At 71.9% G+C, this 24,784-nt stretch carries 20 protein-coding genes; 6 read left to right on the top strand and 14 right to left on the bottom strand.

The window, feature by feature from the left end:
* Nucleotides 1-92 precede the first annotated feature (92 nt).
* Nucleotides 93-1,316 carry a glycosyltransferase gene (locus CP983_RS02820; protein WP_150498394.1) on the top strand — a complete coding sequence of 408 codons (1,224 nt, stop codon included), beginning with the start codon at nt 93-95 and terminating at the stop codon, nt 1,314-1,316.
* Between the two features lie 41 nt (nt 1,317-1,357).
* Here the strand turns inward: CP983_RS02820 and CP983_RS02825 are convergent, their stop codons facing one another.
* Nucleotides 1,358-2,020 (bottom strand): TetR/AcrR family transcriptional regulator, encoded by a 663-nt coding sequence (locus CP983_RS02825; RefSeq protein WP_125523926.1) that lies wholly within the window; start codon nt 2,018-2,020, stop codon nt 1,358-1,360.
* A gap of 188 nt (nt 2,021-2,208) precedes the next feature.
* Here CP983_RS02825 and CP983_RS02830 point away from each other — a divergent pair, with 188 nt between their 5' ends.
* Nucleotides 2,209-3,462 (top strand): YncE family protein, encoded by a 1,254-nt coding sequence (locus tag CP983_RS02830; RefSeq protein ID WP_125523927.1) that lies wholly within the window; start codon nt 2,209-2,211, stop codon nt 3,460-3,462.
* On the opposite strand, the gene CP983_RS02835 is transcribed toward CP983_RS02830, so the two are convergent.
* The 4 genes from CP983_RS02835 to CP983_RS02850 all read right to left on the bottom strand — a co-directional run bounded on the left by CP983_RS02835 (nt 3,463) and on the right by CP983_RS02850 (nt 9,493).
* Nucleotides 3,463-4,662 carry a glycosyltransferase gene (locus tag CP983_RS02835; RefSeq protein ID WP_150498395.1) on the bottom strand — a complete coding sequence of 400 codons (1,200 nt, stop codon included), beginning with the start codon at nt 4,660-4,662 and terminating at the stop codon, nt 3,463-3,465.
* The gene (locus CP983_RS02840; RefSeq protein WP_150498396.1) at nt 4,659-5,450 is read right to left on the bottom strand and encodes a MerR family transcriptional regulator; all 792 of its coding nucleotides are present in this window, start codon (nt 5,448-5,450) and stop codon (nt 4,659-4,661) included. Before CP983_RS02840 ends, CP983_RS02835 begins: the two co-directional genes overlap by 4 nt.
* Nucleotides 5,451-5,514: 64 nt before the next feature.
* Nucleotides 5,515-7,377 carry a cellulase family glycosylhydrolase gene (locus CP983_RS02845; protein WP_150498397.1) on the bottom strand — a complete coding sequence of 621 codons (1,863 nt, stop codon included), beginning with the start codon at nt 7,375-7,377 and terminating at the stop codon, nt 5,515-5,517.
* Nucleotides 7,378-7,450: 73 nt separating this feature from the next.
* Complete coding sequence (locus CP983_RS02850; RefSeq protein WP_150498398.1) at nt 7,451-9,493, bottom strand: elongation factor G; 2,043 nt, start codon at nt 9,491-9,493, stop codon at nt 7,451-7,453.
* Nucleotides 9,494-9,774: 281 nt separating this feature from the next.
* On the opposite strand from CP983_RS02850, the gene CP983_RS02855 reads away from it, so the two are divergent.
* Nucleotides 9,775-10,311: a hypothetical protein gene (locus tag CP983_RS02855; RefSeq protein ID WP_189748424.1), complete on the top strand. Its 537-nt coding sequence runs from the start codon at nt 9,775-9,777 to the stop codon at nt 10,309-10,311.
* Nucleotides 10,312-10,335: 24 nt separating this feature from the next.
* On the opposite strand, the gene CP983_RS02860 is transcribed toward CP983_RS02855, so the two are convergent.
* The 3 genes from CP983_RS02860 to CP983_RS02870 form a co-directional block, all read right to left on the bottom strand.
* A complete protein-coding gene (locus tag CP983_RS02860; protein WP_150498399.1) occupies nt 10,336-12,456 on the bottom strand; it encodes a SpoIIE family protein phosphatase in 2,121 nt (706 codons plus the stop codon).
* Nucleotides 12,457-12,670: 214 nt separating this feature from the next.
* On the bottom strand, nt 12,671-13,021 hold the full coding sequence (locus CP983_RS02865; protein ID WP_107910234.1) for a DUF8129 domain-containing protein: 351 nt from the start codon (nt 13,019-13,021) through the stop codon (nt 12,671-12,673).
* 90 nt (nt 13,022-13,111) lie between these two features.
* The gene (locus tag CP983_RS02870; RefSeq protein ID WP_150498400.1) at nt 13,112-13,468 is read right to left on the bottom strand and encodes a DUF6479 family protein; all 357 of its coding nucleotides are present in this window, start codon (nt 13,466-13,468) and stop codon (nt 13,112-13,114) included.
* A gap of 165 nt (nt 13,469-13,633) precedes the next feature.
* Between CP983_RS02870 and CP983_RS02875 the strand changes: the two genes are divergently transcribed.
* Entirely contained in the window at nt 13,634-14,809 is a 1,176-nt protein-coding gene (locus CP983_RS02875; RefSeq protein WP_229914623.1) for an XdhC family protein, read from the top strand.
* Nucleotides 14,810-14,980: 171 nt separating this feature from the next.
* Here the strand turns inward: CP983_RS02875 and CP983_RS02880 are convergent, their stop codons facing one another.
* On the bottom strand, nt 14,981-15,481 hold the full coding sequence (locus CP983_RS02880; RefSeq protein WP_150498401.1) for a metallophosphoesterase family protein: 501 nt from the start codon (nt 15,479-15,481) through the stop codon (nt 14,981-14,983).
* 352 nt (nt 15,482-15,833) lie between these two features.
* Between CP983_RS02880 and CP983_RS02885 the strand changes: the two genes are divergently transcribed.
* Together CP983_RS02885 and rfbC are read left to right on the top strand one after the other, a co-directional pair.
* Nucleotides 15,834-17,768, top strand: coding sequence for a glycosyltransferase family 2 protein (locus tag CP983_RS02885; RefSeq protein WP_150498402.1), 1,935 nt, complete (start codon nt 15,834-15,836; stop codon nt 17,766-17,768).
* Between the two features lie 4 nt (nt 17,769-17,772).
* Entirely contained in the window at nt 17,773-18,375 is a 603-nt protein-coding gene (rfbC, locus tag CP983_RS02890) for a dTDP-4-dehydrorhamnose 3,5-epimerase (protein ID WP_150498403.1), read from the top strand.
* Between the two features lie 106 nt (nt 18,376-18,481).
* On the opposite strand, the gene CP983_RS02895 is transcribed toward rfbC, so the two are convergent.
* The 5 genes from CP983_RS02895 to CP983_RS02915 all read right to left on the bottom strand — a co-directional run bounded on the left by CP983_RS02895 (nt 18,482) and on the right by CP983_RS02915 (nt 24,748).
* A complete protein-coding gene (locus tag CP983_RS02895) occupies nt 18,482-19,285 on the bottom strand; it encodes a class I SAM-dependent methyltransferase (protein WP_150498404.1) in 804 nt (267 codons plus the stop codon).
* Nucleotides 19,272-20,153, bottom strand: coding sequence for a dTDP-4-dehydrorhamnose reductase (rfbD, locus tag CP983_RS02900; RefSeq protein ID WP_150498405.1), 882 nt, complete (start codon nt 20,151-20,153; stop codon nt 19,272-19,274). The genes CP983_RS02895 and rfbD overlap by 14 nt, the downstream gene beginning before the upstream one ends.
* The gene (gene rfbB, locus CP983_RS02905) at nt 20,150-21,139 is read right to left on the bottom strand and encodes a dTDP-glucose 4,6-dehydratase (protein ID WP_107910217.1); all 990 of its coding nucleotides are present in this window, start codon (nt 21,137-21,139) and stop codon (nt 20,150-20,152) included. Before rfbB ends, rfbD begins: the two co-directional genes overlap by 4 nt.
* A complete protein-coding gene (locus CP983_RS02910; RefSeq protein WP_150498406.1) occupies nt 21,136-22,203 on the bottom strand; it encodes a glucose-1-phosphate thymidylyltransferase in 1,068 nt (355 codons plus the stop codon). The genes rfbB and CP983_RS02910 overlap by 4 nt, the downstream gene beginning before the upstream one ends.
* A gap of 94 nt (nt 22,204-22,297) precedes the next feature.
* Nucleotides 22,298-24,748 carry a SpoIIE family protein phosphatase gene (locus tag CP983_RS02915; protein WP_150498407.1) on the bottom strand — a complete coding sequence of 817 codons (2,451 nt, stop codon included), beginning with the start codon at nt 24,746-24,748 and terminating at the stop codon, nt 22,298-22,300.
* Nucleotides 24,749-24,784 lie beyond the last annotated feature (36 nt).

Below are 24,784 nucleotides of genomic sequence, written 5' to 3' on the forward strand. Positions count from 1 at the left end.
GGATCGGACAGACTTGAAGTCGCCCGTTCGCGCGTCCAGTTGGCGCTCGCGCGGGCCCGCGCCGCCATACTGGCGAGGTGAGAGTGGCGATCATGACTGCGGGCTCACGGGGCGATGTGGCTCCCTACACCGGACTCGGGTACGCCTTGTCGCGGACCGGGCACGAGGTGACCCTGGTGACGCACGGCTGCTTCGAGCGGCTGGCCGCGGACTCGGGCGTACGGTTCCATCCCCTGCCGCTGGATCCACGGGCGGAGCTGGAGTCCGAGCGCGGGCGGAACCTGCACCGCAGCGGCACCGGCCTGGGCAAGCTCGTGCGCGTGGTGGGGCTGGCGCGGAGCCTGGCCGGATCGCTGACGGACGACATGCTGGCCGCCGCGCGGTCGAGCGACGCCCTGCTTCTGGCCCCGTCCACCGCTCCGCTGGGACGTGTCATCGCCGAGGGCCTGTCCCTGCCGAGCATCGAGCTGCCGCTCCAACCGCTGGCGCCCACGCGGGAGTTCGCACCGGCGATGCTCGGCGGCGGCTCCTGGGGAAGCCTGCCGAACCGGGTCGGCGGGCATGCCGTGAACCTGGCCATCGAGCGGGTCTTCTCCGCCGCCGTACCCGACGCCCGCGCAAGACTCGGCCTGCCCCGCGACAAGGTCCGCGGCGGGCGGAGGGGCCGGCCCGCCGGCACCGTGCTCCATGGCTTCAGCCCCTTGGTGGTGCCCAAGCCGCACGACTGGGGCCCGCACCTGCGCGTGACGGGATACTGGTGGCCGTACGACGGCCCGGCTCAACTCCCGCCCGAGCTACGCGACTTCCTCGACGCCGGGCCGCCGCCGGTATTCGTGGGGCTGGGCAGCGCGACCGTCCCCGATCCGGCGGGGCTGAGCGCGGAGGTGGTGCGCGCGGTGCGTGCGGCCGGGCTGCGGGCGGTGATCCAGCGGGGCTGGGGCGGCCTCGCCGCTGCCGGGGATGACGTCCTGACCGTCGACGAGGTGCCGCACTCGGCGCTGTTCCCGCGGATGGCGGCAGTGGTCCACCACTGCGGTGCGGGCACGACCGCCGCCGGGCTGCGCGCCGGGGTGCCCGCGGTGCCGGTGCCCATCCAGTTCGACGAGGCTTTCTGGGGAGCCCGCCTGGTCTCGCTCGGTGTGGCGCCGCGCGTCCTGGGGCTGCGGAGGTTCACGGCCGACGCACTGGCAGCGGCGCTACGGCAGGCGACCGGCGACCCGTCCTACGGTCACCGCGCCCGCGCGCTGGCGGACGGGCTGCGCGCCGAGGACGGCACGGCTCCGGTACTGGAGGCCGTGCACCGACTCGGCGGCTGAGGCTCCGTCGACTGAGGCTCCGTCGGCGCCACCGCCCGCCGTCAGGGCCCGGTGAGCCGGGGACCCACCGGTTGCAGGATGCCGAGCAGAATGCGGACGAGTTCGTCGACGACCTCGTCCAGGGTCGCGTCCACCCACCCCGCGCTCCAGTCGTGCAGCAGCCCGTTGACGCTGCCGATGAACGCCGTCACGGCCAGCCGGTAGTCGCGCGGCGCCGCCTCCCCACGGGCCACCGCACCCGCGACCTCGGCGCAGACGAGATCGATCCAGCGGGCGCGGCGCGCGAGGCGCTGTTCCTCGAGGCGGGGGCTGACGCCGATGATCTCGACGAAGGTGATGCGGATGCGCCGCCGGTCGGAGGTGACGTTCGCGGCGTAGGCGCGGAAGATCACGGTGGCGCGTTCGGCGAGCGGCATGTCCTCAGCTTCGGCGACCGCGCCCAGGACGGCCTCCTCCGCCCACCCGTTGACCTGGAGGTGGAGGGCGGCCAGCACATCCTCCAGGGTGCGGAACTCCTCGTAGAACTGACGCGTCGACAGCCCGGCGGCCTCGCTGAGCGCCGCGACGGTCGTCCCCCGGAAGCCGGGGCCGTCGCCGAACAGTTGCAGCGCCGCGTCGAGGAATCGCCGTCGTCTCTCCGCCTGTCGCTCCTCGGCCGACTTGCCGCCGTAGCGGCCGGTGGGCGCCTTGATCCTGCCCGCCACGCTGTCCTCCCGCCGCCTCGCCGTCCCGACGATCAATTTTGTCGTGTACGCAGTCTTGTGGAGAAGGGCACCCCCTCCTTACTTTTCAGTAAGTTGACTCTGAAAGCACGTGTGTTCAGATTCGACGCTCCGCTTTGGCATGCCCCACTCATGACGCCCACCCCCTTTCAGAGGAAGAGAGAGCAGTCATGCCTGCCATCAGAACCAGGCACCTGTGCTCCGTAGCCGCCGCCCTCGCCCTGACCGTCTCCGCCTCCGCGACCGCCGCCACGGCCGCCGACTCCTCCGCCGCCGCCCTGCGCGAGGTGCTCTTCGTCGGCAACAACTGGGACGGCACCGCCGACGTCATCAAGTCGTCCGGCGACTTCGCGAAGATCGGCCGTATCAACGTCGTCCCCGACAAGGACCAGCGGATGGCGGAGATCAACGCGAACCCGATCAAGTGGATCTACTTCATGGCGATCCGCAACAGTGTCGGCGAGGGCCACGACCAGTTCGTCGACGACATGTACTCGACGCCGGACGGGAAGTCGGTCGTCGTCTCGCGCCCCAGCTTCGCCGACGTGGTGTCCCTCGACCTGGCCACGGGTCAGGTCAACTGGCGCTTCCCCGTGTCCGGTTACCGCGCCGACCACATGGCGGTCTCCCCCGACGGCAAGCGGGTGGCCGTGTCGGCCTCGACCTCCAACACCGTGCACGTCCTGGACATCGAGAACGGCAGGGAGCTGGGCAAGTTCGGCACCGGCGACAAGCCGCACGAGAACATCTTCACCCAGGACGGCAAGTACATCTACAACATGGCGATCGGCGACGTGAACACGCAGACCGACGCCCCCTGGCTGGACTGGACGAAGGGCGACCGGCGCATCACGGTCGTCGACGCGAACACGTACCAGCAGGTCAAGGTCATCGACATGCGCCCGAAGCTGGACGCGATCGGCCTGACGGACTACTCCGACGCGGTGCGGCCCGCCGTGTTCTCGCCGGACGAGTCGAAGCTGTACTTCCAGGTGTCGTTCTTCAACGGCTTCTTCGAGTACGACCTGGCCACCGACCGCATCACCCGCACCAAGACCCTGCCGAAGAACCCGGCGACCAGCGACGACCGCACCACGTTCGTCAACGACTCGCGCCACCACGGCATTTCGATGAGTCCCGACGGCAGCAAGCTGTGTGTCGCGGGGACGATGGACGACTACGCCACCGTCGTCAACCGCACCACACTCCAGGAGGGCCCGCTCGTCACCGCCTCCAAGCCCTACTGGGCCACGGTCAGCGGTGACGGCAAGTCCTGTGTGGTCTCCGAGAGCGGCACCGACCAGGTCACGGCCATCGACTTCGCCACCGGGCAGAAGCAGGTGTCCGTCCCGGTCGGCGACCACCCGCAGCGGGTCCGGCTGGGCCATGTGCAGAGCGGCTGGACGAGCCCTTCGGCTCGCTGATCAGCCCAGGGCCTTCAGTACCGCGCCCACCCCGTCCTCGGTCGCCATGTGCCGTGCGGCGACCGAGGCGGCACGGGCGTACGCCTGCTGCCGTACGACACGGCCGAGGGCGTCCGCGAGCCGCCGCGCGGTGAGCGAGGCGAAGGGGATCGGATCGGTGCCGGCGCCGATCGAAGCCAGCCGTGCCGCCCAGAACGGCTGGTCCGCCGTCACCGGCACCGGCACCGAGGGCGCTCCGGCGCGCAACGCGGCCGCCGTGGTGCCGGCCCCGGCGTGATGCACCACCGCGGCGACCCTGGGGAACAGCAGGGTGTGCGGCAGGTCGCCGATCGTCAGGACGTCGTCCGCGTCGACGGCGAGTCCGGCGCTGCCGGCCTGGACGATGCCGCGCAGCCCGGCACTTCGCAGCGCCTCGACGGCGAGCTCGCTCAGCCGCTCGCCGTGACCGGCCGCCATGCTGCCGAACCCCACGAACACCGGGCGCGCTCCGGCCGCGAGGAAGTTCTCCACGCCGGCGGGCAGCCGGCGGTCGGGGGCGAGGTACGGCCACCAGTTCCCGACCACGTCGAGTCCCTCGCGCCAGTCGGACGGACGCGGCACCAGCGCCGTGCTGAAGCCGTGCAGGACTGGCCGGCCGGCCCGCTCCTGGCGTCGGCGCATCCCGGTGGGCGTCAGCGGCGACAGGTCCAGGCGTCGACGGAGCGCGGTGACGGCATCCGTGTAGACACGGTCGGCCATGCGCAGGGCGAAGCGGCCGGCGACGCGGTTGCCGACGCGGCCGAAGGAGCGGGTGCCCATGACCGTGGGCGGGAAGTCGCCGGTCGGCGCGGTGGGTTGGAGGTAGGCGCTGAGGGCCGGGATGCCCATGGCCTCGGCCACGTGCAGGCCGAGCGGGGCCGTGGTGGTCGACAGCACGAGCAGATCCGTGTGCTCGTCCACCGCGTCGGCGAAGCCCTGACCGAGTTCGGTGACGAACTCGGCCGCGGCGCGCATCAGTTCACGCCTGCCCTGGACGCTGCCGTGCCCTTGCGGGCGCGTGGGCAGGCTCCGGAACTCCAGGCCCGCTTCCCTCACGAGGGGTGCGAAGGCGTCCGTCGTGGCCAGGGCGACGTCGTGTCCGGCCTCCCGCAGGCCCGCGCCGAGCCCGGTGTACGGGGCGACGTCGCCGCGTGATCCGGCGGCGGCGATCAGGATCCTCATCCGTCCTCCTCCTCGGGGTCCGCCCGGCGGGCCGCGTTCGCGTGGACGGCCCTGCACAGATAGGCGGCGAGGCCCGGCCGCTGCTGCGACGGCGGCACGACGAGCGCGAAAGCGCGCGGATCGGCGGCGAAGTCGTCCGCTATACGCCGGTGCATGTCCGACGGACAGATGGTGAACCAGCGGGCGATGTGCAGCCGGTGCTCCTCGGCGAGGTCCGTCGCCCGCTCCCCGCCGGCCGGCTCGCCCTCGTCGAAGGCCGCGAGCAGTTCCGCGCGCCAGGCCGCGGCCTCGCCCATGAGCTGCCGCCAGTCCTCCTTGGTGTGCGCGGCGGCACGGGCCATGGACTCCTTCTGCCCCGCCGAGTCCTGCCACTTGAGCTGGGCGTCGGTGGCGTAGGAGAGGTCGAACGCGATCTCTCCGAAGACGTCGAAGCGTTCCTCCGGGGTCAGTGCCACGCCCGTCTGCTGGACCTCGATCGCCTGCTCGGCGACCTCCGCCAGCCGCTGGAGCCGCCCGATCTCCTCGGTCAACCGCCCCACCCGGGACCGGAGATACTCCAGGGCGTTGGCCTGCGGGTCCTTCAGGATCTCGGCGATCTCGTCCAGGGAGAAGCCCAGTTCGCGGTAGAAGAGGATCTGCTGGAGCCGGGCCAGATCGGCGTCGTCGTACAGCCGGTAACCGGCGCCGCTGCGGCCGCTGGGCGAGAGCAGTCCCGCCCGGTCGTAGTGGTGCAGCGTGCGCACGGTCACCCCGGCGAAGGCCGAGACCTGCCCCACGGAGTAGCTCATTCACCTGCCCTTTCGTCGAGGTACAGCGTGCAGCCTGACGTAAGGGGAGGGTCAAACGGCTTTCTCATCCGGCGTTCCGCGCGGCCCAGGTGGAGAGCTCGGACCGTGCGGCGGTCAGCAGTGCGGCCGAGGGGGCAGTCGTCGCTCCGTTCGTGACCAGCGCGTAGTGCAGGACGCCGGAGTCGGTGTCGGTGAGCAGCAGTCGGCGGCTGCCCGTGCCGCCGGGTTCCGCGGCCACGCCGACCGGTGTGGCCGTGCCGTAGGACGGGGGCGCGTACGCCGTGCCGAGGTCGGAGACCACGGTGGTGGACGCGGTCGGGAAGGTGGCCGGCAGGTGCAGTTCGGTCGGTGCCGAGCCGCCGTTCGAGCGCCAGAGCAGCAGCCCGTACTGTCCCGAACCCACCAGCTGCGCCACGTTCGGCAGTGAACCGGGCACCGGATTCCAGGTCAGGGTCGTGGAGCCGTCCCGGGAGCGGTCCTCGTAAGTGAAGGCGACCGTCGTGCCGGAGGTGGCGCTCGGGTAGACCCGGTCGAGCAGCCGGGCGTCCTGCCGCAGCACCGGTGTGCCGGAGTCGTCGAGGCGTACCGCGGAGAGGTCCTCGCCGTTCCAGGCGTCGCCCGAGGTCTGCACCTTGTCCGGGTTGTCGTTCATCAGCTCGTGGTGACGGCCGTTGTAGATGTCCCACTGCCACTGGGAGCCGGAGAGGACGGGACCGGAGCCCGCCGGGTTCGACCACCAACTCGCGCCTTTCACACGGGAGTCGAGGGCCTGGTACATCGCCTTGCAGACCGTCGGCGCCTTGTCGGAGACGGATCCGGTCAGCGGGTGCCCGAACTCGCTGATGATCGCGGTCGTGCCGGTGGCGGCGGCCCGGTCGCGGACGGTCCCGAAGTCGCCCGCGTACTGCCCGTCCGCTGCCTTGCCCCACATGAAGATTCCGGAGATGGCCTTCTGGTCGTAGAAGTGGGTGTTGAAGACGTAGCGCGGGCCGAGGGTGCCCGCGTCGAGCAGTCCGCCCTCCTGCTTCTGGAAGTCGAGGTTGGCGTTCCAGAACAGGTTCGGCTCGGCGAAGAGCGGCTTGTCCTGCCAGCCGGCCGCGTCCATGCGGGCGCGGAACTTCTCGTAGAACGGCCAGAGCACGTCGCGCTCCCAGGTGCGGCTGGTCTGCCCGGAGTCGTAGCTGCCGGCGTGCGGCTCGTTGTACGGGTCGAAGCCGACGACGCCCGCGAACCGGTCGGCGGTGAGGTTCTGCCTCAGGTACGTCATCGCCTTCTGGGCGGTGTCGAGGAAGGCGTCCTGGAGGCCGTACTCGTTGTGCCAGAAGTCGTACGTCGACTGCTTCACGGCTTCGTTCGAGGTGATGTTCTGACCCCAGAACGGGCAGATCCCGCAGTACTCGTCGGGGTAGTCGCCGAGGTCGACGGCCCATTTGGGGGCGCCGTCGCCGGTGTACCAGCTGTCCGTGTCGAACAGCCAGCGGGAGTGGAGGTCCTGGTGGAAGTCCGGGTACACGCGGATCCCGGCGTCCAGGAAGGCACGCATCTGGTCGGTGGCCTTCGCGAGGTAGCCGGTGTCGACCTGGCCGCGCACGGGCTCCGCATAGGCCCAGGAGAGCAGGAAGCGCACCGAGTTGCCGCCGCCGAGGGCGCGCAGCGCGGTCGCGGACTTCTTCGCGTCGGCGGTCGACGCGAAGGGCAGACCGTTGTTCTCCTTCAGTTTCGTCTCGCCGGAGACGTTGTAGCCGCGCAGCACGACCTCGCGGCCGTTGCCGTCGACGAAGCGACCGCTCCGCACGGTGAGCGGCGTTTCGTCGAACCAGAGGGAGTCGGGGAGGGGGGCGGCGGTGGCGGGAGTGGGGCCCGCCACCGTCAGGGATCCGAAGAGGACGACCAGGACAACCAGTAGACGCGTCCGAATGTTCGGCATGTCCACTACAGTCCGGTGATATCAGGACACCGTCAATACTTCTGACTCACGAGTAAGTTGGTTCCCTGTCAGCTCAGTTGCCCACTCTGCGCGTCAGGTTCAACAGGTACTCCTTACGGTTCAGCGGGTTGAGGTCGGTGCGGCGGCGTTCCGGGAGCGTGCCGCGCGGGGCGGGTGCGTAGTGGTCGAAGGCGCTCTCCAGCTCGCCCTCGCCGCGGGTCAGCCCCGGCAACTGCTGTTCCAGTTCGTGCACATGGGCCGCGGGCACCGTCCCCTCCAGCCGGCAGTCGGCGCCCCGGGTCTCAGTGGTCTGCGGTGTGGCACGCAGCCTGGCCAGCACCGGCAGCAGCGCGGCCAGGGTGTCGCTCGGGGCCTCCAGCCGGAAGTGGTGCAGAGGTTCGTGCACCTGGGTACCGGCCCGGCGCAGCGCCTCGATGAGGACCAGCGGGGTCACACCCCGGAAGTCGTAGCCGGTACTGGACATGCTCTTGTCGAAGCCCTGGTGGGCGTGGCTCTGCCGGGGCGAGTAGCCGGAGTGGGTCATGGTGACAGTGCAGTCGGGGACCTGCCAGCCGTGCAGGCCCTGTCCGAGGGTCTCGCGGACGGTTTCCTCGACGGCCTTGAAGAAGGCGTACGGCATGGAGCCGAGCTCCACCTCCAGCCGGAACTCCACACCGGACCCGGCAGGCGCGGGGTCGACGCGCAGGCCGACCGTGGCGAGGAAGGGGTTGCCGTCCTTCTTGTTGAACTCGACCGCCGCGCCCGAGCCGACGGGCCGTTCGACGCACAGCGGTGTCGTCTCGCGGAAGGTGACGTCGAGGCCGAAGTCGTCGGCGAGCGTGGCCTGGATGACCTCCTTCTGCACCTCGCCGTAGAGGGACACGAAGGTCTCCTGGCGGACCTCGTCGTGGCGCAGGTCGATCAGCGGGTCCTGCTCGGCAAGGCGGGTGAGCGCCCGGTGCAGGGCCCGCCGGTCCACGCCGTCGGCCGGCGCGACGATCGTCTCCAGGGTGGGCGGGGAGAAGAAGTGCCCGTACGCCTTGCGGGGTTCGCCGATCGTGTCGCCGATCCTGATGTCGGCCAGGCCCCACAGCTTGGCGATCCGGCCCGCCGGGACCTGGTCGTCCCTGACGTCGGTGCCCCGGTCGAAGACGCTGATGGCGGTGACGCGGCCTTCCGCGCGGGTGTCGTCGGGGTCGGGCGTGGCCTCGCCGTGCGCGAGGTCGACGCCGTCGCCCGCTTCGGCGGACGGGCCGGACTCGCCGAAGCGGATCCGGTCCCGGGTGCGCAGCGTTCCCGAGAACATCCGCGCGAAGGCGACCTTCTCCCCCGCCGGGCCACGCTCCACCTTGAACACGGTGCCGGAGACCGGGCCGTCCCGGTCGCCGCCCGCGGCGGGCAGCAGTTCTCTGATGCCGTCGGTCAGCGCGTCCACGCCGGCACCCGTGATGGCGGAGCCGAAGTACACCGGGTGGACGAGTGCCTGCCGGGTCCGGGCGGCGAGGACGGTACGGAGCCGGTCGTCGGTGACCTCGCCCTCGACGTACGCGGTCAGCAGGTCGTCGTCGAGGTCGGCGAGGACGTCGAGCGCGGCCGTGCCGAGGCCGGGCAGGAAGCCGGCACCGGGGGTGCCGAGTGCGGTGGCCGTGCCCATCGGGACGACGGCCGCGGTGAGCCGTTCGGAGACGGCCCGCAGGACGGCGTCGTACCGGGCACCGCGTCGGTCGATCTTGTTGACGAACACGAGCGTGGGGATGCGCAGGCGTTGCAGCGTGCGCATCAGGACGCGGGTCTGCGGCTGGACGCCCTCGACGGCCGAGACGACCAGCACCGCACCGTCGAGGACCCCGAGCACCCGCTCCACCTCGGCGATGAAGTCCGGGTGGCCCGGGGTGTCGATGAGGTTGACGGTCACGTCGTCCAACGCGAACGACACCACGGCGGACTTGATGGTGATGCCGCGCTGTCGCTCCAGGGCGAGGGAGTCGGTCTGTGTGCTCCCGGCGTCGACGCTGCCGATCTCGTCGATCACGCCGGCCGAGTGCAGCAGGCGCTCGGTCAGGCTGGTCTTACCTGCGTCGACGTGGGCGAGAATTCCGAGGTTGAGCAAGTGCACGAAGCGTCATGTCCTTTGACGAGGGGGTGATTCCTTCCTGAGGGGACATGCACGCAGTTCGCATCTTCGCTCCTGGTCCTCCGACTACGGGTCCGTGCAGTGCAACAGACCCGGCGAGGCGGCGGCAACGCATTTAACGCGGCGGCGCGAGCCCGACGAGGGGGTGCGTCTCCCCCATGACCTGCGTTTCCTCGTGAGGTCGACGGGCACCCGGCGGACATACCTGCGAATCGCGGCCCGATCGCGACCACCCCATCGGCCCCGCGGCGAAGGGACACGCCATGAACCACCGAACGCGCTCCGACGCACACAGCCCCGCGCGGGCCCGCCACACGGGTGCTTCCCTGCTGGGCGTCTACCTCAACGACCATCTGGCGGGCGCCACCGGCGGTGCCGAGCGGGCCCGCCACATGGCCCGGTCGCACCGGGGTACGGACCTCGCGGCGGCGATGGAGCCGATCTCCGACGAGATCACCGAGGACCGGGCCATCCTGATCGAGATCATGGAGCGCCTCGACATCCCGGTGCGGCACTACAAGATCTACGCCGGGCGGGTGGCCGAGCGCGCGGGGCGGTTGAAGAGCAACGGCCGGTTCGTACGGCGCTCCCCGCTGAGCCCGCTGCTGGAGCTGGAGGCGCTGCGGGTGGGCGTGGAGGGCAAGGCGGCCGTATGGCAGACGCTGCGCGACCTCGCCGACGACGAGGACCGCCTCGATCCGGACCTCCTCGACAGCCTCCTCGAACGGGCCCGGCGGCAGCAGGGCACGCTGGAGGAACTGCGCCGCCGCCAGATCGGACCGGCGCTGCGGACGGCGTGAGCGGCGCTCACGGTTCAAGCCGCGCTAGTCGCACTGGAGCACGAGCAGGGCTATGTCGTCGAGGCGCTGGGCGGTGGTCTCGGCCTTGCTCAGGAGCGTGTCGATGAGGCCGTCCAGATCACTGTCGTCGGCGTCGGCGAGGTGCTGCGCGAGGCGGGTGATGGCGTCCTCCAGGTCGGCGCCCGGCCTCTCCACGAGGCCGTCGGTGTAGAGGGCGAGCAGCATGCCCCTGGTCAGCGGGATCTCGACGAGCGGGAAGACGGCGTCGGGGTCGACGCCCAGGAGAGGTCCGGGCGGGACGACGACGGCCCGGGTGGCGCCGTCGGCGAGGCGCAGCAGCGGCGGCGGATGGCCGGCGCCGGCGAGGGACACGCGTTCGCGGGCGAAGTCGAGGTGGACGTAGAGGCAGCTGGTGAACAGGTCGGGGGCGAGGTCGGTGAGCAGCCGGTTGGTCCGGTCGAGGACCTGGTCGGGAGGTGTGCCGAGGGTCGCGTGGGCGTGGACGGCGGTACGCACCTGACCCATCAGGGCCGCGGCGGCGACATCGTGGCCCTGGACGTCGCCGATGACGGCCGCCGCCGCGTCCGCGCTGTCGCCGAGCCGGATCAGATCGTAGAAGTCCCCGCCGATCTCCATGCCCCGGGTGGCGGGCAGGTAGCGGGCGGCGACCCGCAGGCCGTCGAGCGTGGGGAGGCCGCGCGGGAGCAGCGCCTGCTGAAGGCCGTGGGCGAGGTCGTGCTTGACGTCGTACAGCCGGGCGCGGTCGAAGGCCTGGGCGATGAGTCCGGTGAGCGAGGTCAGGACGGCTCGTTCCTCGGCCGGGAACTCGTGCGGGCTGTCGTACGACAGGATGCAGACGCCGACGGGCCGGCTGGAGATGATCAGCGGCAGGAACGCCCAGGCCTTCTTCCCGCTGACCACGGGTGCCTCGGGGTAGGTGCGGCGCATCTCCTCCGGGTTCGCGAAGAACGCGGGGATGCCGCTGCCGAGGGCCTGGCCTGCCGGGGTGAAGGTGGTGTCGAGAGGGAGGCCGTCCAGGCGCCGGATGGTCTCGGCGGGGTAGCCGCGGTGACCGGTGATGCGCAGCCGGCCGGCTTCGGCGGTGGACAGGACCAGGCCCTGGGCGCCGAAGGCGGGCATGATCTGGTCGGCGATCAGATCGACGACGTCCTGCACACCGACGACCTCGGTCAGGCCGGCGGCCAGGTGCGTCAGCTGGTACAGCCGTCCGGCGCGGGCCGGTACGGCGGTGGGCGTGGTCCGGCGGGGCGCCGGTGAGGGCGGCGCGTGGGCGTCACCGGTGGGGACGATACGGGCGCTGATGCCGCTGGCGTCCGGGTACAGGTGGATGTCGAGCCAGTGGTTCGGCGGGCGGCACGCGGTGAACGACACGGGCTCCCGGCTCATCACCGCGGCCCGGTAGCGGTCCTCGTAGGTGGGGTCGTCGAGCCAGCGCACGGACTGCCACGGCAGGGTGCCCAGCAGCTGACCGGCCTCGCGGCCGAGCAGTTCACAGGCGCCGGAGCTGACGTAGGTGATGCGCCCCTCCAGATCCAGGGCGCAGCTGCCACCGGGGAGCCGCTCGACGTAGTCGGCGGCGGCCGGCTCGGGGCTCACCTCCCGCCGGCCGGTCCCCGCGGAGACGGCACGCGGCTGCTCCCGGCGGGCGGCGGCACCGCCGGGCTCGGCGGACTCCTCCAGGAGTCGCGCCAGCCGCCGGCAGCTGGAGTTGATGTTGCCCCGCTCCCGTTGCGTCATGTACGGCGGGCGGGTGGCCGGCCACATCAGCAGCAGGGAGCCCCACCGCCGTGCGCCGGTCACCGGCGCCGCCACCAGCGCCAGCGGGTACGGCAGCGCCATCGCGGTGCGGGGGTAGCAGCGGACCATCTCCTCCTGGCTGCCGATCCACACCAGACGGTCCTCGCGGACGGCGTCGGCCACGGGTGCCGGGGAGGCCAACGGAACCCTCGTCCACGGTGAGGCGAACTCGACCGGCACCCCGCTCAGCACATCCAGGCACAGCAGCTTTCCGTCCGGCGCGAGCAGGTACAGGGCACCGATGGACGCACCGGTCCGGCGCATCGTCTCGGCGAACGCGGCGTCCAGTGCGTCGGCGTCGAGGGCCGGATCTCCCGTAGCGGTCATGCCTTCTGCTCCCCTCGGGACGCGGCGCCGGCTGCGCCGCGTCTGCCCGAGTTCATACATATGGGGACGTTACGCCGATGGGGAGTGCTCGGCACATGGCCGACGGAGCGGTCGGCGGCGGCCCGGAACACGGTCATCCGCTCGGCACAGCGAGCGATGGCGGCCCGGAACGCGGTCGGCGGGATGCGTCCCCCCGCCGCGAACCCCGGAACCGTCAGGCGCGGTCGCCCTTCGGCCTGCCGCGCTGGTCGGGGGTGCCGTGCGGTGGTGGGCTGAAGGGCTGGGCCGCGGTCGCGGGCGACGCCGGGGAACCCGACCGGTGTGCGCCGCTCTCGGGTCGCAGCGCGCCCGGATGGCCGGACGTCGGTTCGGCTCCGGCCTCCAGCTGTCCCAGGCGTGCGGCGAGCAGCGAGGTCACCGGGAGCCGGTCGCCGTGCGAGCGCTCGTAGGCCAGCAGCTCCTCCACCTCTCCGGATGACAGCGACCGTACCCGGCTCTCCAGGCCGCCGATCGGCAGGTGGTCGTAGTCGGGCAGCGGCAGGGTGTTACGGGCGGGATCCGCCATGACGTTCACTTCCCTCGGTACGACGGGACCCGGACCGCGAGGCGGTGCGGGCCCCGGTCGGACGGTCCGTTCCGCGGGTGGCGGTCGGGGTCAGCCCGAGCCTCCGCCGCCGAACGATCCGCTCCTGCCCTCGTTCCAGCGGCGCCGCCCCTTCAACGAGCTGCGCCGTGAGGGCATGTTGCCGTGCCCTGGCAGTTCGTGCGGGGTCAGCCGGCGGTCGCTCCTGGGCACCTCGGCGGGCTCCCGGCGCTCGCGGACCTCCCGGACCGGCCCGCCGTCGGGCAGTCGGGGCTGCTCTTCGGGCCGCGGCGGAGCGGATTCCCGGCGCCTGACCCGGATACCCAGCACGAATGCGCCGAGAAGCAGACCCACGACGACCAGACCGGCGACGACCAGACCGATGCCCAGCGCGCCTTCCGCGGCGATGTCCGTCCATGCGATGTCCATGGGCGCGCGAGTACCCCTGGCGACCCACGTGAACCTGAACGTCCGATCGGCCCGCCGGGACGACGGTCCTCGGACCCCTGCCGGCGCACGTGAACTTCGCCGCCGCAAGGTCGATACTGCTGACGCAGAGACCGTCCGTCGAGCTCACGAGGAGTACCCGCGACCATGCGTGAGATTCTCCCGGCGATCGGTGGCTGGTACGCGGCCCGGTTGCCGTTCGGGCTCGCCACCGTGGTCGCCACGAGCCGCAGCGCGCCGCGCGATCCGGGTGCCGCGATGGCGGTCGGTCCGGGCGACGAGGTCGTCGGCAGTGTGTCGGGCGGGTGCGTGGAAGGTGCCGTGTTCGAGCTCGCGCGCGAGGTGGTGGCGAGCGGCGAGGCCCGGCTGGAGACGTTCGGGTACAGCGACGAGGACGCGTTCGCGGTCGGGCTGACCTGCGGCGGCGAGATCACCCTGCTGGTGCGCCCCGTGACACCGGAGAGCGACCCGTCGTTCGGCGAGGTCGCGGCCTCGGTCGCGGCGGGCCGTCCGGTGACCGTGGCGACGGTGACGGACGGGCCGGCGCCGCGCGGTGCGACGCTCGCCGTGTGGCCCGACCGGGTGGCGGGCACGCTGGGCGCACCCGGCCTGGACATGGCGGTGAGCGCCGACGCACGCGGCGAGCTGGCCCTCGGCGCCACGGGCCTGAGGCACTACGGTCCGCACGGCGAGCGACGCGAGGACGCGGTCACCGTCTTCCTGCACTCGTTCGCTCCGCCGCCCCGGATGCTGGTCTTCGGCGCGATCGACTACGCCGCCGCCGTCGCCCGGATCGGTGACTTCCTGGGCTACCGGGTCACGGTGTGCGACGCGCGGGCCGTCTTCGCCACTCCACAGCGCTTCCCGCAGGGCGTGGAGGTCGTCGTGGACTGGCCGCACCGCTACCTCGCCGCCACCGACACCGACGACCGCACGGTGATCTGCGTGCTCACCCACGACCCGAAGTTCGACGTGCCCCTGCTCGAGGAGGCACTGCGGCGCCCGGCGGCGTACATCGGGGCGATGGGCAGCCGCCGTACCCACGACGACCGGATGAAGCGGCTGGCCGAAGCCGGGCTCGGCGAGCGGGAGTTGGCGCGGCTGCGCTCACCGGTCGGGCTCGACCTCGGGGCCCGTACGCCCGAGGAGGTCGCCGTGTCCGTCGCCGCCGAGATCGTCGCGCTGCGCTGGGGCGGCAGCGGTACCCCGCTGACGGCGACCGCGGGGGCCATCCACCCGCGCGCCACGGACGGCACCACCCCCGGGGAGCCGGGCGGACCCGGCGATGATCGGCCCGCGAATAGGCCGAATCGAGATGTGTAGGGCCGGCCCGAAAGGGTAGTCGCGGCACAACGGAGGCATCTCGTGCCCCCGAACACAGCCTCTGAGCGGGAAGGGGGTCCATGACAGCGCACTTGCAGCGCCCGGGCCGCTTCCCTGCACAAGGAGCGGCCCGGATCCTGTGTGGGGCCGCCGCCCCGCTGAAGCCGGCCGTCAGCGCGACGGAAGCCGGTGCAGCTCCACGTCCGTGAGGCCGTTCTCGGCCACGGTCGCGGTCATGTAGGTGCAGTGGGGCTGTCGGCGACGGTCCGTCGGGGAGCCCGGATTCAGCAGACGCAGACCCGTGGCGGCGGTCGTGTCCCAGGGAATGTGGCTGTGGCCGAAGACCAGGACGTCGAGGTCGGGGAATCGGGCCGCGCAGCGCGCCTCCCGGCCCTGGGCGGAACCGGTCTCGTGGACGACACCGAACCGCAGGCCGCCCAGCTCGACGTGCGCCACCTCGGGGAGCCTGGCCCGCAGGTCGGGGCCGTCGTTGTTGCCGTAGACAGCGACGAGCCGGGCGCTGCGGCTCTCCAGCAGATCGAGCGTGGCCGTGTCCACCCAGTCCCCGGCGTGGAACACCACGTCGGCGCGCGGCAGTTCGGCGAGCAGCGGCTCGGGCAGAGCCTTGGCGCGCTTGGGTAGATGGGTGTCGGACATCAGCAGCAGACGCACGGCGCCAGGCTACCGGCGACGGAGATCGCGGAGCCGGCGGTCCGCGGGCGCGGGCCGCTGACGGCCCGCGTATGCGCGATCTCCGCGTCACCCGTTTCGCCCCGCACGCGCGATCCCTCCCTTCACCCGTTTCGCCGCGCGCACGAGATCTCCGAACCGCGCCCTTCCCCGCGCGTACGAGAGCCCCGAGAAACCTGCTTTCCCGCGCCCGGGGGCCTTCTTGAGCCGCTGCTTGACCGCGCCATGTCGCGTCGTTGAGCGGTGGACAAAAGCCGTGACAGAGTTAGCATTTGGCCACGAGCGCCGAAATCTGACGCAAACGCCCAGCGACCCCTAGGGGGCTCGGAGACCGATGCCGATCAAGGTCAGCGTGGTCGTACCCGTGTACAACCCCGGGGTCTATGTCGAGGACTGCATCGACTCCCTGCTCCGCCAGTCGCTGCCGCCGGACGAGTACGAAGTGATCTTCGTCGACGACGGCTCCACCGACGACACGCCCGCCCGGCTCGACGCCCTAGCCGCCGCGGAGCCCCGGGTCACCGTCCTCCACCAGGAGAACTCCGGCTGGTCGGGCAAGCCCCGCAACGTCGGCATCGACACCGCCCGGGGCGAGTACGTGATGTTCGTCGACAACGACGACCACCTCGGCGACGAAGCCCTGCAGCGGATGTACGACTACGGCACGGCCAACGGCGCCGACGTCGTGGTCGGCAAGATGGCCGGCAAGGGCCGCGGCGTCCCCGTGGAGCTGTTCCGCCGCAACCACCCCCGGGCCACCGTCGAGAACGCGCCGCTGATCGACAGTCTCACCCCGCACAAGATGTTCCGCCGCGCCTTCCTCGACGACATCGGACTGCGTTTCCCCGAGGGCCCACGGCGCCTGGAGGACCACGTCTTCGTCACCGAGGCGTACCTGCGCGCCGCCAACGTCTCGGTGCTCGGCGACTACGTCTGCTACTACCACGTCCGGCGCGACGACGCCTCGAACGCCGGATTCCAGCGCTTCGACCCGGGCGGCTACTTCAAGAACCTCCGCGAGGCCCTCGACGTCGTCGAGCAGTACACCGAGCCGGGGCCGCTGCGGGACCGGCTCTTCCGGCGCTGGCTGCGGGTGGAGATGGTCGAGCGGATGCGCGCGCGGCGCCTGCTCGCCCTGCCCGCGGACTATCGGCGGGAACTGTTCGAGGAGATGCACCAGGTCGTCGTGGAGCGCTTCGGACCGGGCGTGGCGGCCGGGCTCCAGCCGACGCAGCAGGTCGTCGCCGCGCTGATGACCGCCGACCGGTACGACGACGTCGAGGCGTTCGCCGAGTGGGAGGCCGGGATCGCCCTCACGGCCGTGCCCGAGCGCGTGGCCTGGGAGGACGGCACGCTGCGGGTCGGTTTCAGCGCCGAGTTCACGTCCGGCGCCGAGCCGATGACCTTCGTGGCCGGGACGCCCCGCACGCCTCTGGACGGCCCGCCCGAGGACCTGGCCGCCGCGATCGCCTGGGTGAGCGCCGACACCGCCGCCCGGTTCGGGCAGGCCACCGCGGATCTGCTGGTGCGGGAGCGGGCCAGTGCCGCGCAGTACTTCCAGCCGGTGGAGTTCACCCGGGAGGAGGTGCCGGCCGGGGACGACGGCCGGATCCGCCTGGTACTGCACGCGACCGCGGCCGTCGATCCCGCCGCTCTCACCCGCGCCGGTGTGTGGGACGCCCTGGTCCGCGTCCGGCTGGGCGGCTGGACGAAGGAGTGCCGGCTGGGCCCGGCGCCCCGAGGCGCTCGCCCCACTCCTTCCGCCGCGCTGGCCGGCGGTCATGTGGTCCTGCCGTACTGGACCTCACCGCACGCGCAGCTCGCCCTGGACGTCGACCGGGCGACCGGCCGGCTGGGCCTGGGCGCGCTCTCCCTGGACGAGGTCACGGCCTCGGGCGACCGGCTGAGGATCCCGCTCCCCCTCCACGTCCCCGGCGACGGTGCCGAGGCCACCCTGCGCCTCACCTCGTCCCACGGCACCCTGGAGGTGCCCGCGACGCTGTCCCCCCAGATCTCCGGCGCGCTGCTGGAGGCCGTACTGCCCCTCGGCGAACTGCGGGGCGCGGCCTGGCGGGTGGCACTGGGCATGCCGGGACCACGCTTCCTCGCCCTGCCGTTCGTGCTGCGCGGCGGCGTGGGCGGAGTTCGTGTCGTCCGCGTTCCCGGACCCAACGCGCTGCGGCGACTTGTCCGCAGGGTCCGACGCACGCTCGGTACGGCGATGGGCCGCACTGCGACCCGGCTGCGGGCCCGGACCGGGAGGCGGTGACGGGATGCGCTCGCTCGGCATCGAGGGTGCGTGGGCGCTGGAGCCCAAGGTCTTCCCGGACGAACGGGGCAGCTTCCACGAGTGGTACCGGGGCGCGGAGTTCCGCGAGGCCACCGGCTACGACCTGTCCCTGGCGCAGGCCAACTGCTCGGTGTCCCGCTGGGGCGTCCTGCGCGGTGTGCACTTCTCCGACGTGCCGCCGGGGCAGGCCAAGTACGTGACGTGTCTGCACGGCGCCGTGCTGGACGTGGTGGTCGACATCCGCGTCGGCTCACCCACCTTCGGCCGCTGGGAGGCCATGCGCCTCGACGACGACAGCCACCACGCCCTCTTCCTCGCGGAAGGGCTGGGCCACGCCTTCATGGCCCTCACCGACGAGGCGACGGTGGTCTACCTGTGCTCGACCGGCTACGCCCCCGAGCGCGAGCACGGCGTACACCCGCTGGACCCGGAACTGGCCATCGCCTGGCCCGAACACATTCCACCGATCCTGTCCCCGAAGGACGCCGAGGCCCCGTCACTGACCCAGGCACGCAAGGCAGGCCTCCTCCCGAGCTACGAAGCCTGCACCGCGCAGTACAACGACCTGAGAAGCGGCCGGTCCTGACGCCGAGGCCCTGCAACGCCCCTTGAGGGGCGCGGGGAACTGCGCGACCAGCCACAACGGACCCGCAGGCACCCACCGGCAGAACCCGGCACCACCCACAACCGGCTCAACCGCCGGAGGCAACCCTCTCGACGGCCGTACGCAGCGGCTCCCACCCCCGGGACCGCCCGACGCCGAGCCGGCGGGCCCGCGCCAACGGCCGCCAGAAACTCGCCCCGAGCAACGCCTCGGGTGCCACCGCCGCCCCCCGGTCCAGGATCGTCTCGGGCACCTTCTGCGGATCGGGCACGTCGTACTCGGCGATGATCTCGTCGTACCGGTCGCGCAGCACCGTGTTGCGGCGGTCGGCGCCGAACACGACGAGCTGCCCGGTGGGCTGTGTGTCGACGAGCACCGTCACCAGGTCGGGGCGATGACGCCCGAGGATCTCGGCGAGCTTGTAGACGTCGCCGGTCCACGCGCCGGTGTGCCGGTCGCGGGCCGCCTCGTCGACGTTGCGCGGCAGCATGTCGTCGAAGACGATCACACTCGTCCAGTCCGAGTGCCGCTCGATGTTCATGAAGTCCCGCAGCACGTACTCGAACAGGTGCATCCCGTCGATGAACGACAGGTCGAGGACGGTGCGCCGCCAGTACGCGAACGGGCTACGGCCCCGGCGCAGGTTCCGCAGTGGATGGCGGCCGCCCTTGAGGTGGATGAGGGGTTTGGCACGGGCGAAGAAGTCGTCGCTGGTGGCCTTGACCAGATGGACGTCGCAGCGGATCTCCGTGACGACCTTGAAGGCCGGGTCGACGGCGATGGTGGGGACGCGCGAGAGCCGGAGACTGCGGCCGTCGTTGACCCCGATCTCCAGGTAGTTGCGGTTGCCGCTGACCTTGTGCAGTTCCTTCAGGAACTCATGGCGTTTCACGAAGGGTCTCCTTGCGGATCCGGGGCAGTGCTTCGTGCAGGGCGGTGCGCCAGTCGCGTACCGGTGCGGGGCCGAGCCGCTGCCGGCGGCCGTGCGCGAGGACGCTGTACGCGGGGCGGGGAGCGGGCCGGGGGAAGGCCGCGCTGGTGACGGGGCGTACCCGGTCGGGGTCGGCGTCCAAGAGCCGGAACACCTCACGGGCCAGGTCGTACCAGGTGGCCTCGCCGGAGTTGGTGGCGTGCAGGACGCCGTTCGTGTCGCGGCCGACGCGTGGGCCGAGGTCGGCGAGGAACGCGGCGACGTCGGCGCTCCAAGTGGGCTGTCCGCGCTGGTCGTTGACGACGTCTACGGTGTCCAGACGGGCCTCGAGCTCGATCATCGTACGGACGAAGCTGCGGCCGTGGACGCCGTACAGCCAGGCCGTGCGCACCACCGCGCTCGCGCCCGGGAGTTCGTCCGCGACGCCTTGCTCGCCGGCCAGTTTGGTGCGGCCGTAGGCGGTGCGGGGGGACGGGGACTCGTCCTCCGCGTAGGGGGTGTTGGCGTCCCCGGCGAAGACGTAGTCGGTGGAGACATGGATCATTCGGGCGCCGTGCGCGGCGCAGGCTCGGGCGAGGAGGCGTGGGCCGTCGCCGTTGACGCGCAGGGCGCGTGCCTCGTCCTGTTCGGCGTCGTCGACGGCCGTGTAGGCGGCGCAGTTGACGAGCAGGTCGGGGTGGTGGGCGGCGAAGGCGCGCTCGATGGATTCGGGAGCCGTGATGTCGAGGGCGGCGTGGTCGAGGGCGGTCACTTCCTCGCCGCGGGCGCGGAGTTCACCGACCAGGTCGTGGCCGAGCATGCCGCCCGCGCCGGTGACCAGCCACCTCATCCGTGCTCCTCACCGACGCGCCGTTTGAGGGGTTCCCACCAGGCTCGGTGGTCCCGGTACCAGGCGACGGTGGCGGCGAGGCCGGAGGCGAAGTCGTGGCGGGGCCGGTAGCCGAGTTCGGTGCGGGCCTTGCTCCAGTCGACGGAGTAGCGCAGGTCGTGTCCCTTGCGGTCCTCGACCTTGCGCACCCGGTCCCAGTCGGCGCCGCATGCCTTCAGGAGCAGGCCGGTGAGGTCCTTGTTGCTCAGTTCGGTGCCGCCGCCGATGTTGTAGATCTCGCCGGGGCGGCCCTCGGTGCGGACCAGTTCGACGCCCTGGCAGTGGTCGTCGACGTGCAGCCAGTCGCGGACGTTGAGGCCCTCGCCGTAGAGGGGGACCTGCTCTCCGTCGAGGAGGTTGGTGATGAAGAGCGGGATGACCTTCTCGGGGAACTGGTGCGGGCCGTAGTTGTTGGAGCAGCGGGTGACGCGCACGTCCAGGCCGTGGGTGCGGTGGTAGGCGAGGGCGAACAGGTCGGAGGAGGCCTTGGAGGCGGAGTACGGCGAGCTGGGCCGCAGGATGTCCTGCTCGGTGGACGAGCCGGACCCGACGGAGCCGTAGACCTCGTCGGTCGACACGTGCACGAAGGGTTCGACGCGGTAGCGAAGGGCCGCGTCCAGCAGGGTCTGGGTGCCGACGACGTTGGTGAGGACGAAGTCGCCGGCGCCCGCGATCGAACGGTCGACGTGGGACTCGGCGGCGAAGTGGACCACCTGGTCGGCCTCGGCCATCAGCTTGTCGACGAGCTCGGCGTCCCGGATGTCCCCTTGCACGAATTCCAGCCGGGGGTGGTCGAGTTCGAGGTTGTCGAGGGTGCCGGCGTAGGTGAGCTTGTCCAGCACGGTGATCCGGGGCGCGTCGGGCGCGTCCGGTGCGTCGCGGGCGAGCAGGGTGCGGACGTAGGTCGAGCCGATGAAGCCGGCGGCGCCGGTGACGAGAAGGTTCATGTGTGGATCTGCACCTTGCTGTGGTCGCCGAGGACGAGGTGGTGGGCGCTGGGGACGCTGGGCGCGGGCGTGACCTCGACGTGCCGGCCGATGAGCGAGGACTCGATGCGGCCCACCCCGTGGAGGGTGGAGTCCCGCAGCACGATGGAGAACTCCAGTTCGCTGTCGATGACGCGGCAGTTCTCCGCGACGGACGTGAAGGGGCCGACGAAGGAGTCCTCGACCAGGGTGCCGGCGCCGACCACGGCGGGGCCGACGATGCGCGAGTTGATGACGCGAGCGCCCTCCTCGACGACGACGCGGCCGACCGCCTCCGATGCCTCGTCGACCTCGCCGTCGATGCGGCGGCTGAGGCTCTCCAGGACGGTCCGGTTCACCTCCAGCATGTCGGCGACGTTGCCGGTGTCCTTCCAGTAGCCCTGGATGACGGTGCAGCGCACGTCGGCGCGGGCGTCGATCAGGTGCTGGATGGCGTGGGTGATCTCCAGTTCGCCGCGCCAGGACGGGGTGATGGCACGGACCGCGTCATGGATGACCGGGGTGAACAGATAGACGCCGACGAGCGCGAGGTCGCTCTTGGGGTGTTCGGGCTTCTCCTCCAGGCCGAGGACATGGCCGTCGTCGTCGAGTTCGGCGACGCCGAAGGAGCGCGGGTCCTGCACGTGCGTCAGCAGGATCTGGGCGTCGGGGCGGTTGCCGCGGAACTCCTCCACCAGGTCGGCGATGCCGCTGACGATGAAGTTGTCGCCCAGGTACATCACGAAGTCGTCGTCGCCCAGGAAGTCCCGGGCGATGATCACGGCGTGCGCGAGCCCCAGCGGGCGTTCCTGGGGGATGTAGGTGATTTCCAGGCCGAATTTGGAACCGTCGCCCACGGCGTCCTGGATCTCCGCAGCGGTGTCACCGACGATCACACCGACCTCGGTGATGCCGGCCGCTGCGATGGATTCGAGGCCGTAGAAGAGCACGGGTTTGTTTGCCACGGGCACGAGCTGTTTGGCCGAAGTGTGCGTGATCGGCCTCAGGCGCGTACCGGCACCACCGGACAGCACAAGAGCCTTCATCTGCTTCACCTTAGCCGCGATTCGGCCATTTTGACGGGGTCGGTTCGCCTGTGCGATACCCCGGAGCCGTCCCGAGTTCACCGGAATTCAGGCTTCAGTCGCTTGCCGCGATCTCGCTCCACACCTGTTTTCCGCCACTGACGGGCACCGTCCCCCACGCCGCCGACATGGCCTCGACCAGCAGGATTCCGCGCCCGCCCGTGGCCTCCCAGCTGAGACTGGCCGGCTTGACGGGAGTGCGGGGCGAGGCGTCGGCGACCGCGACGCGCACGCGGTGGTTGACGAACGTCAGGTCGAGGCGGACTCGGCCGTCCGTGTGCACGAGGGCGTTGGTGACGAGTTCGGACACGACGAGCAGCACGGTGTCCGCGTCCCGCTGCGGCACTCCCCAGGCCCGCAGGGTGCGGCGGGTGAAGCGGCGGGCGTGGCCCACGGCCTCCGGGACGCGCCAGACCGTCCAGCTCTCGCGCAGGGGCCGTACGGCCATGCCGTCGTAGCGCAGCAGGAGCAGCGCGATGTCGTCGTTGCGGCGGGCGCCGACCAGCAGGGCGTCGGCGACGAGGCCGAGGTGCGCGGGGTCGGAGCGGGCGAGTTCAAGGGCCAGCCGCTCCATCCCGGTGTCGATGTCGTCCTCGGCGGACTCGACGAGGCCGTCGGTGGTCAGGGCGACGATGGTGCCGGGGGTCAGCCCCAGCGGGCTCATCGGGAAGTCGGCCTGCCGCATCACGCCCAGCGGCGGGCCGCCCTCCGCCTCGGCGATCTCCGTCCCGCCGTCCGGCCGGCGCAGGACCGGCGGGAGGTGCCCGGCGCGCACGCACCAGCCTGTGCCCTCCTCCAGGTCGATGTCGACGTAGCAGCAGGTGGCGAAGAGGTCGGTCTCCATGTCCATCAGGAGGCGGTTGGCGTGGTGGACGACCACGTCCGGGGGGTGTCCTTCGGCGGCGTAGGCGCGCAGCGCGGTGCGCATCTGGCCCATGAGGGTGGCGGCCGCCGCGCTGTGGCCCTGGACGTCGCCGATGACGAGGGCGACGTGGTTGTCGGGCAGCAGGATCACGTCGTACCAGTCGCCGCCGACCTCCAGTCCGGCCGTGGTGGGCAGATAGCGGGCGACGGCCTCCGCGCCGGGCAGCCGGGGCAGGCGGCGCGGCAGCAGCTGGCGCTGGAGCATGCCGACGAGCTCGTGCTCGGCGTCGAAGGCGTGGGCGCGCATCAGTGCCTGCCCGGCGAGACCGGCGGAGGCGGTGAGCAGGGCGCGTTCGTCGGGGCCGAACTCGTGCGGGGTGTCCCAGCCGATGAGGCAGGCGCCGGCCATCCGGCCGCCGGCGGGCAGCGGCAGGACGGCCAGCCCGCCGGGGCCGACGTCGGCGAGGGCGGGTTCCAGCGGGGTGCCGGCCGGCCAGATCCGGGCGCGGCCCTCGCGCAGTGCGGCGGCGAGGGTGGGCATGGCGCGCACGGGCGCGTCCGGCCATTCGGTACGCCACTCCAGGCGCCACAACTCCGGCCAGGACTCGGGTTCCGGCGGGTCGAGGACGGTCACGACGAGACGGTCGTGCTCCAGCTCGGCCAGCGCGATGCGGTCGGCGCGCAGCGGCTTGCGCAGGGCGGTGACGACGGCGTGGCTGACGTCGCGGACGGTGCCGGCGGTGGCGAGGGCCGCGGCGAGGCGCTGGACGCGGGTCACGTCGGTGACCTCGGCGCGCAGGGTGGAGGCGTCGGCGACGGTGCCGACGAGGCGGGCGGGCCGGCCCTCGCCACCGGGCAGGAGACGGCCGCGGAGCCTGAGCCATCTGGGCGGGCCGGCGGGCTGCAGGACCCGGAACTCCAGCTCGCGGTCGCCGATGGACATGTGGTCGGCCTCGACGACCGACATCAGTGACGGCAGGTCCTCGGGGACGGTCAGGCCCAGCAGGGTCTCGACCCTGCCGTCGAACTGCTGCGGTCCGATGCCGAACAGCCCGAGGAGGCCGTCGCCGACCTCGACCCGGCCGGTGTCCATGGCGAGGCTGAACGCGTTGACCGGCAGCTCGCCCCCTTCGGCGGCCGCGGCCGGGGCGGGGTAGGCGATCGCCTCGGCGACCAGCTCCAGGCACACGCGGTCCTCGGCGTCGAAGCCGCCGGGCCGCTCGGTCACGGCGAGCAGACAACCGCCGTCGTCCTCGGCGGGCAGGACGGCCAGGGAGAAGTCCCGTGACGGTGCCCGCCGGGATTCCGCGCGGTCGGCGAGCTGCTCCGGGCCGAGCCGGACGGCACGGCCGGTGCGCCGGGCCTCGGCGAGCGGGGAGCGTCCGGTCGGGCTGTAGCCGTCTCGCAGGCCGTAGACGGTGCGGGGTACACCGGCGCACTCGACGAGGCAGAGCAGCTCGCCGTCCTCACTCGGTGTGTACACCGCGGCCAGGGTCGCTCCGGCGAAGACGAGCGCCTGTTCCAGCACCCGCCGGAGCCTCTCGGGCGAGTCCGGCTCGACGGAAAGCGCCTTCAGGGCCTCCTCGGCGCGCAGGCTTCTCGTCCTGCGTCCCGCGGTGCCCTCAGTGACCACGTCCGCCATTACAGCGCTTATGAGCCACCTGCGCAGCCCCTGTGA

Origin of the sequence: Streptomyces chartreusis, assembly GCF_008704715.1 — a bacterium.
In the GTDB taxonomy this organism is placed as follows: Bacteria; Actinomycetota; Actinomycetes; order Streptomycetales; family Streptomycetaceae; genus Streptomyces; species Streptomyces chartreusis.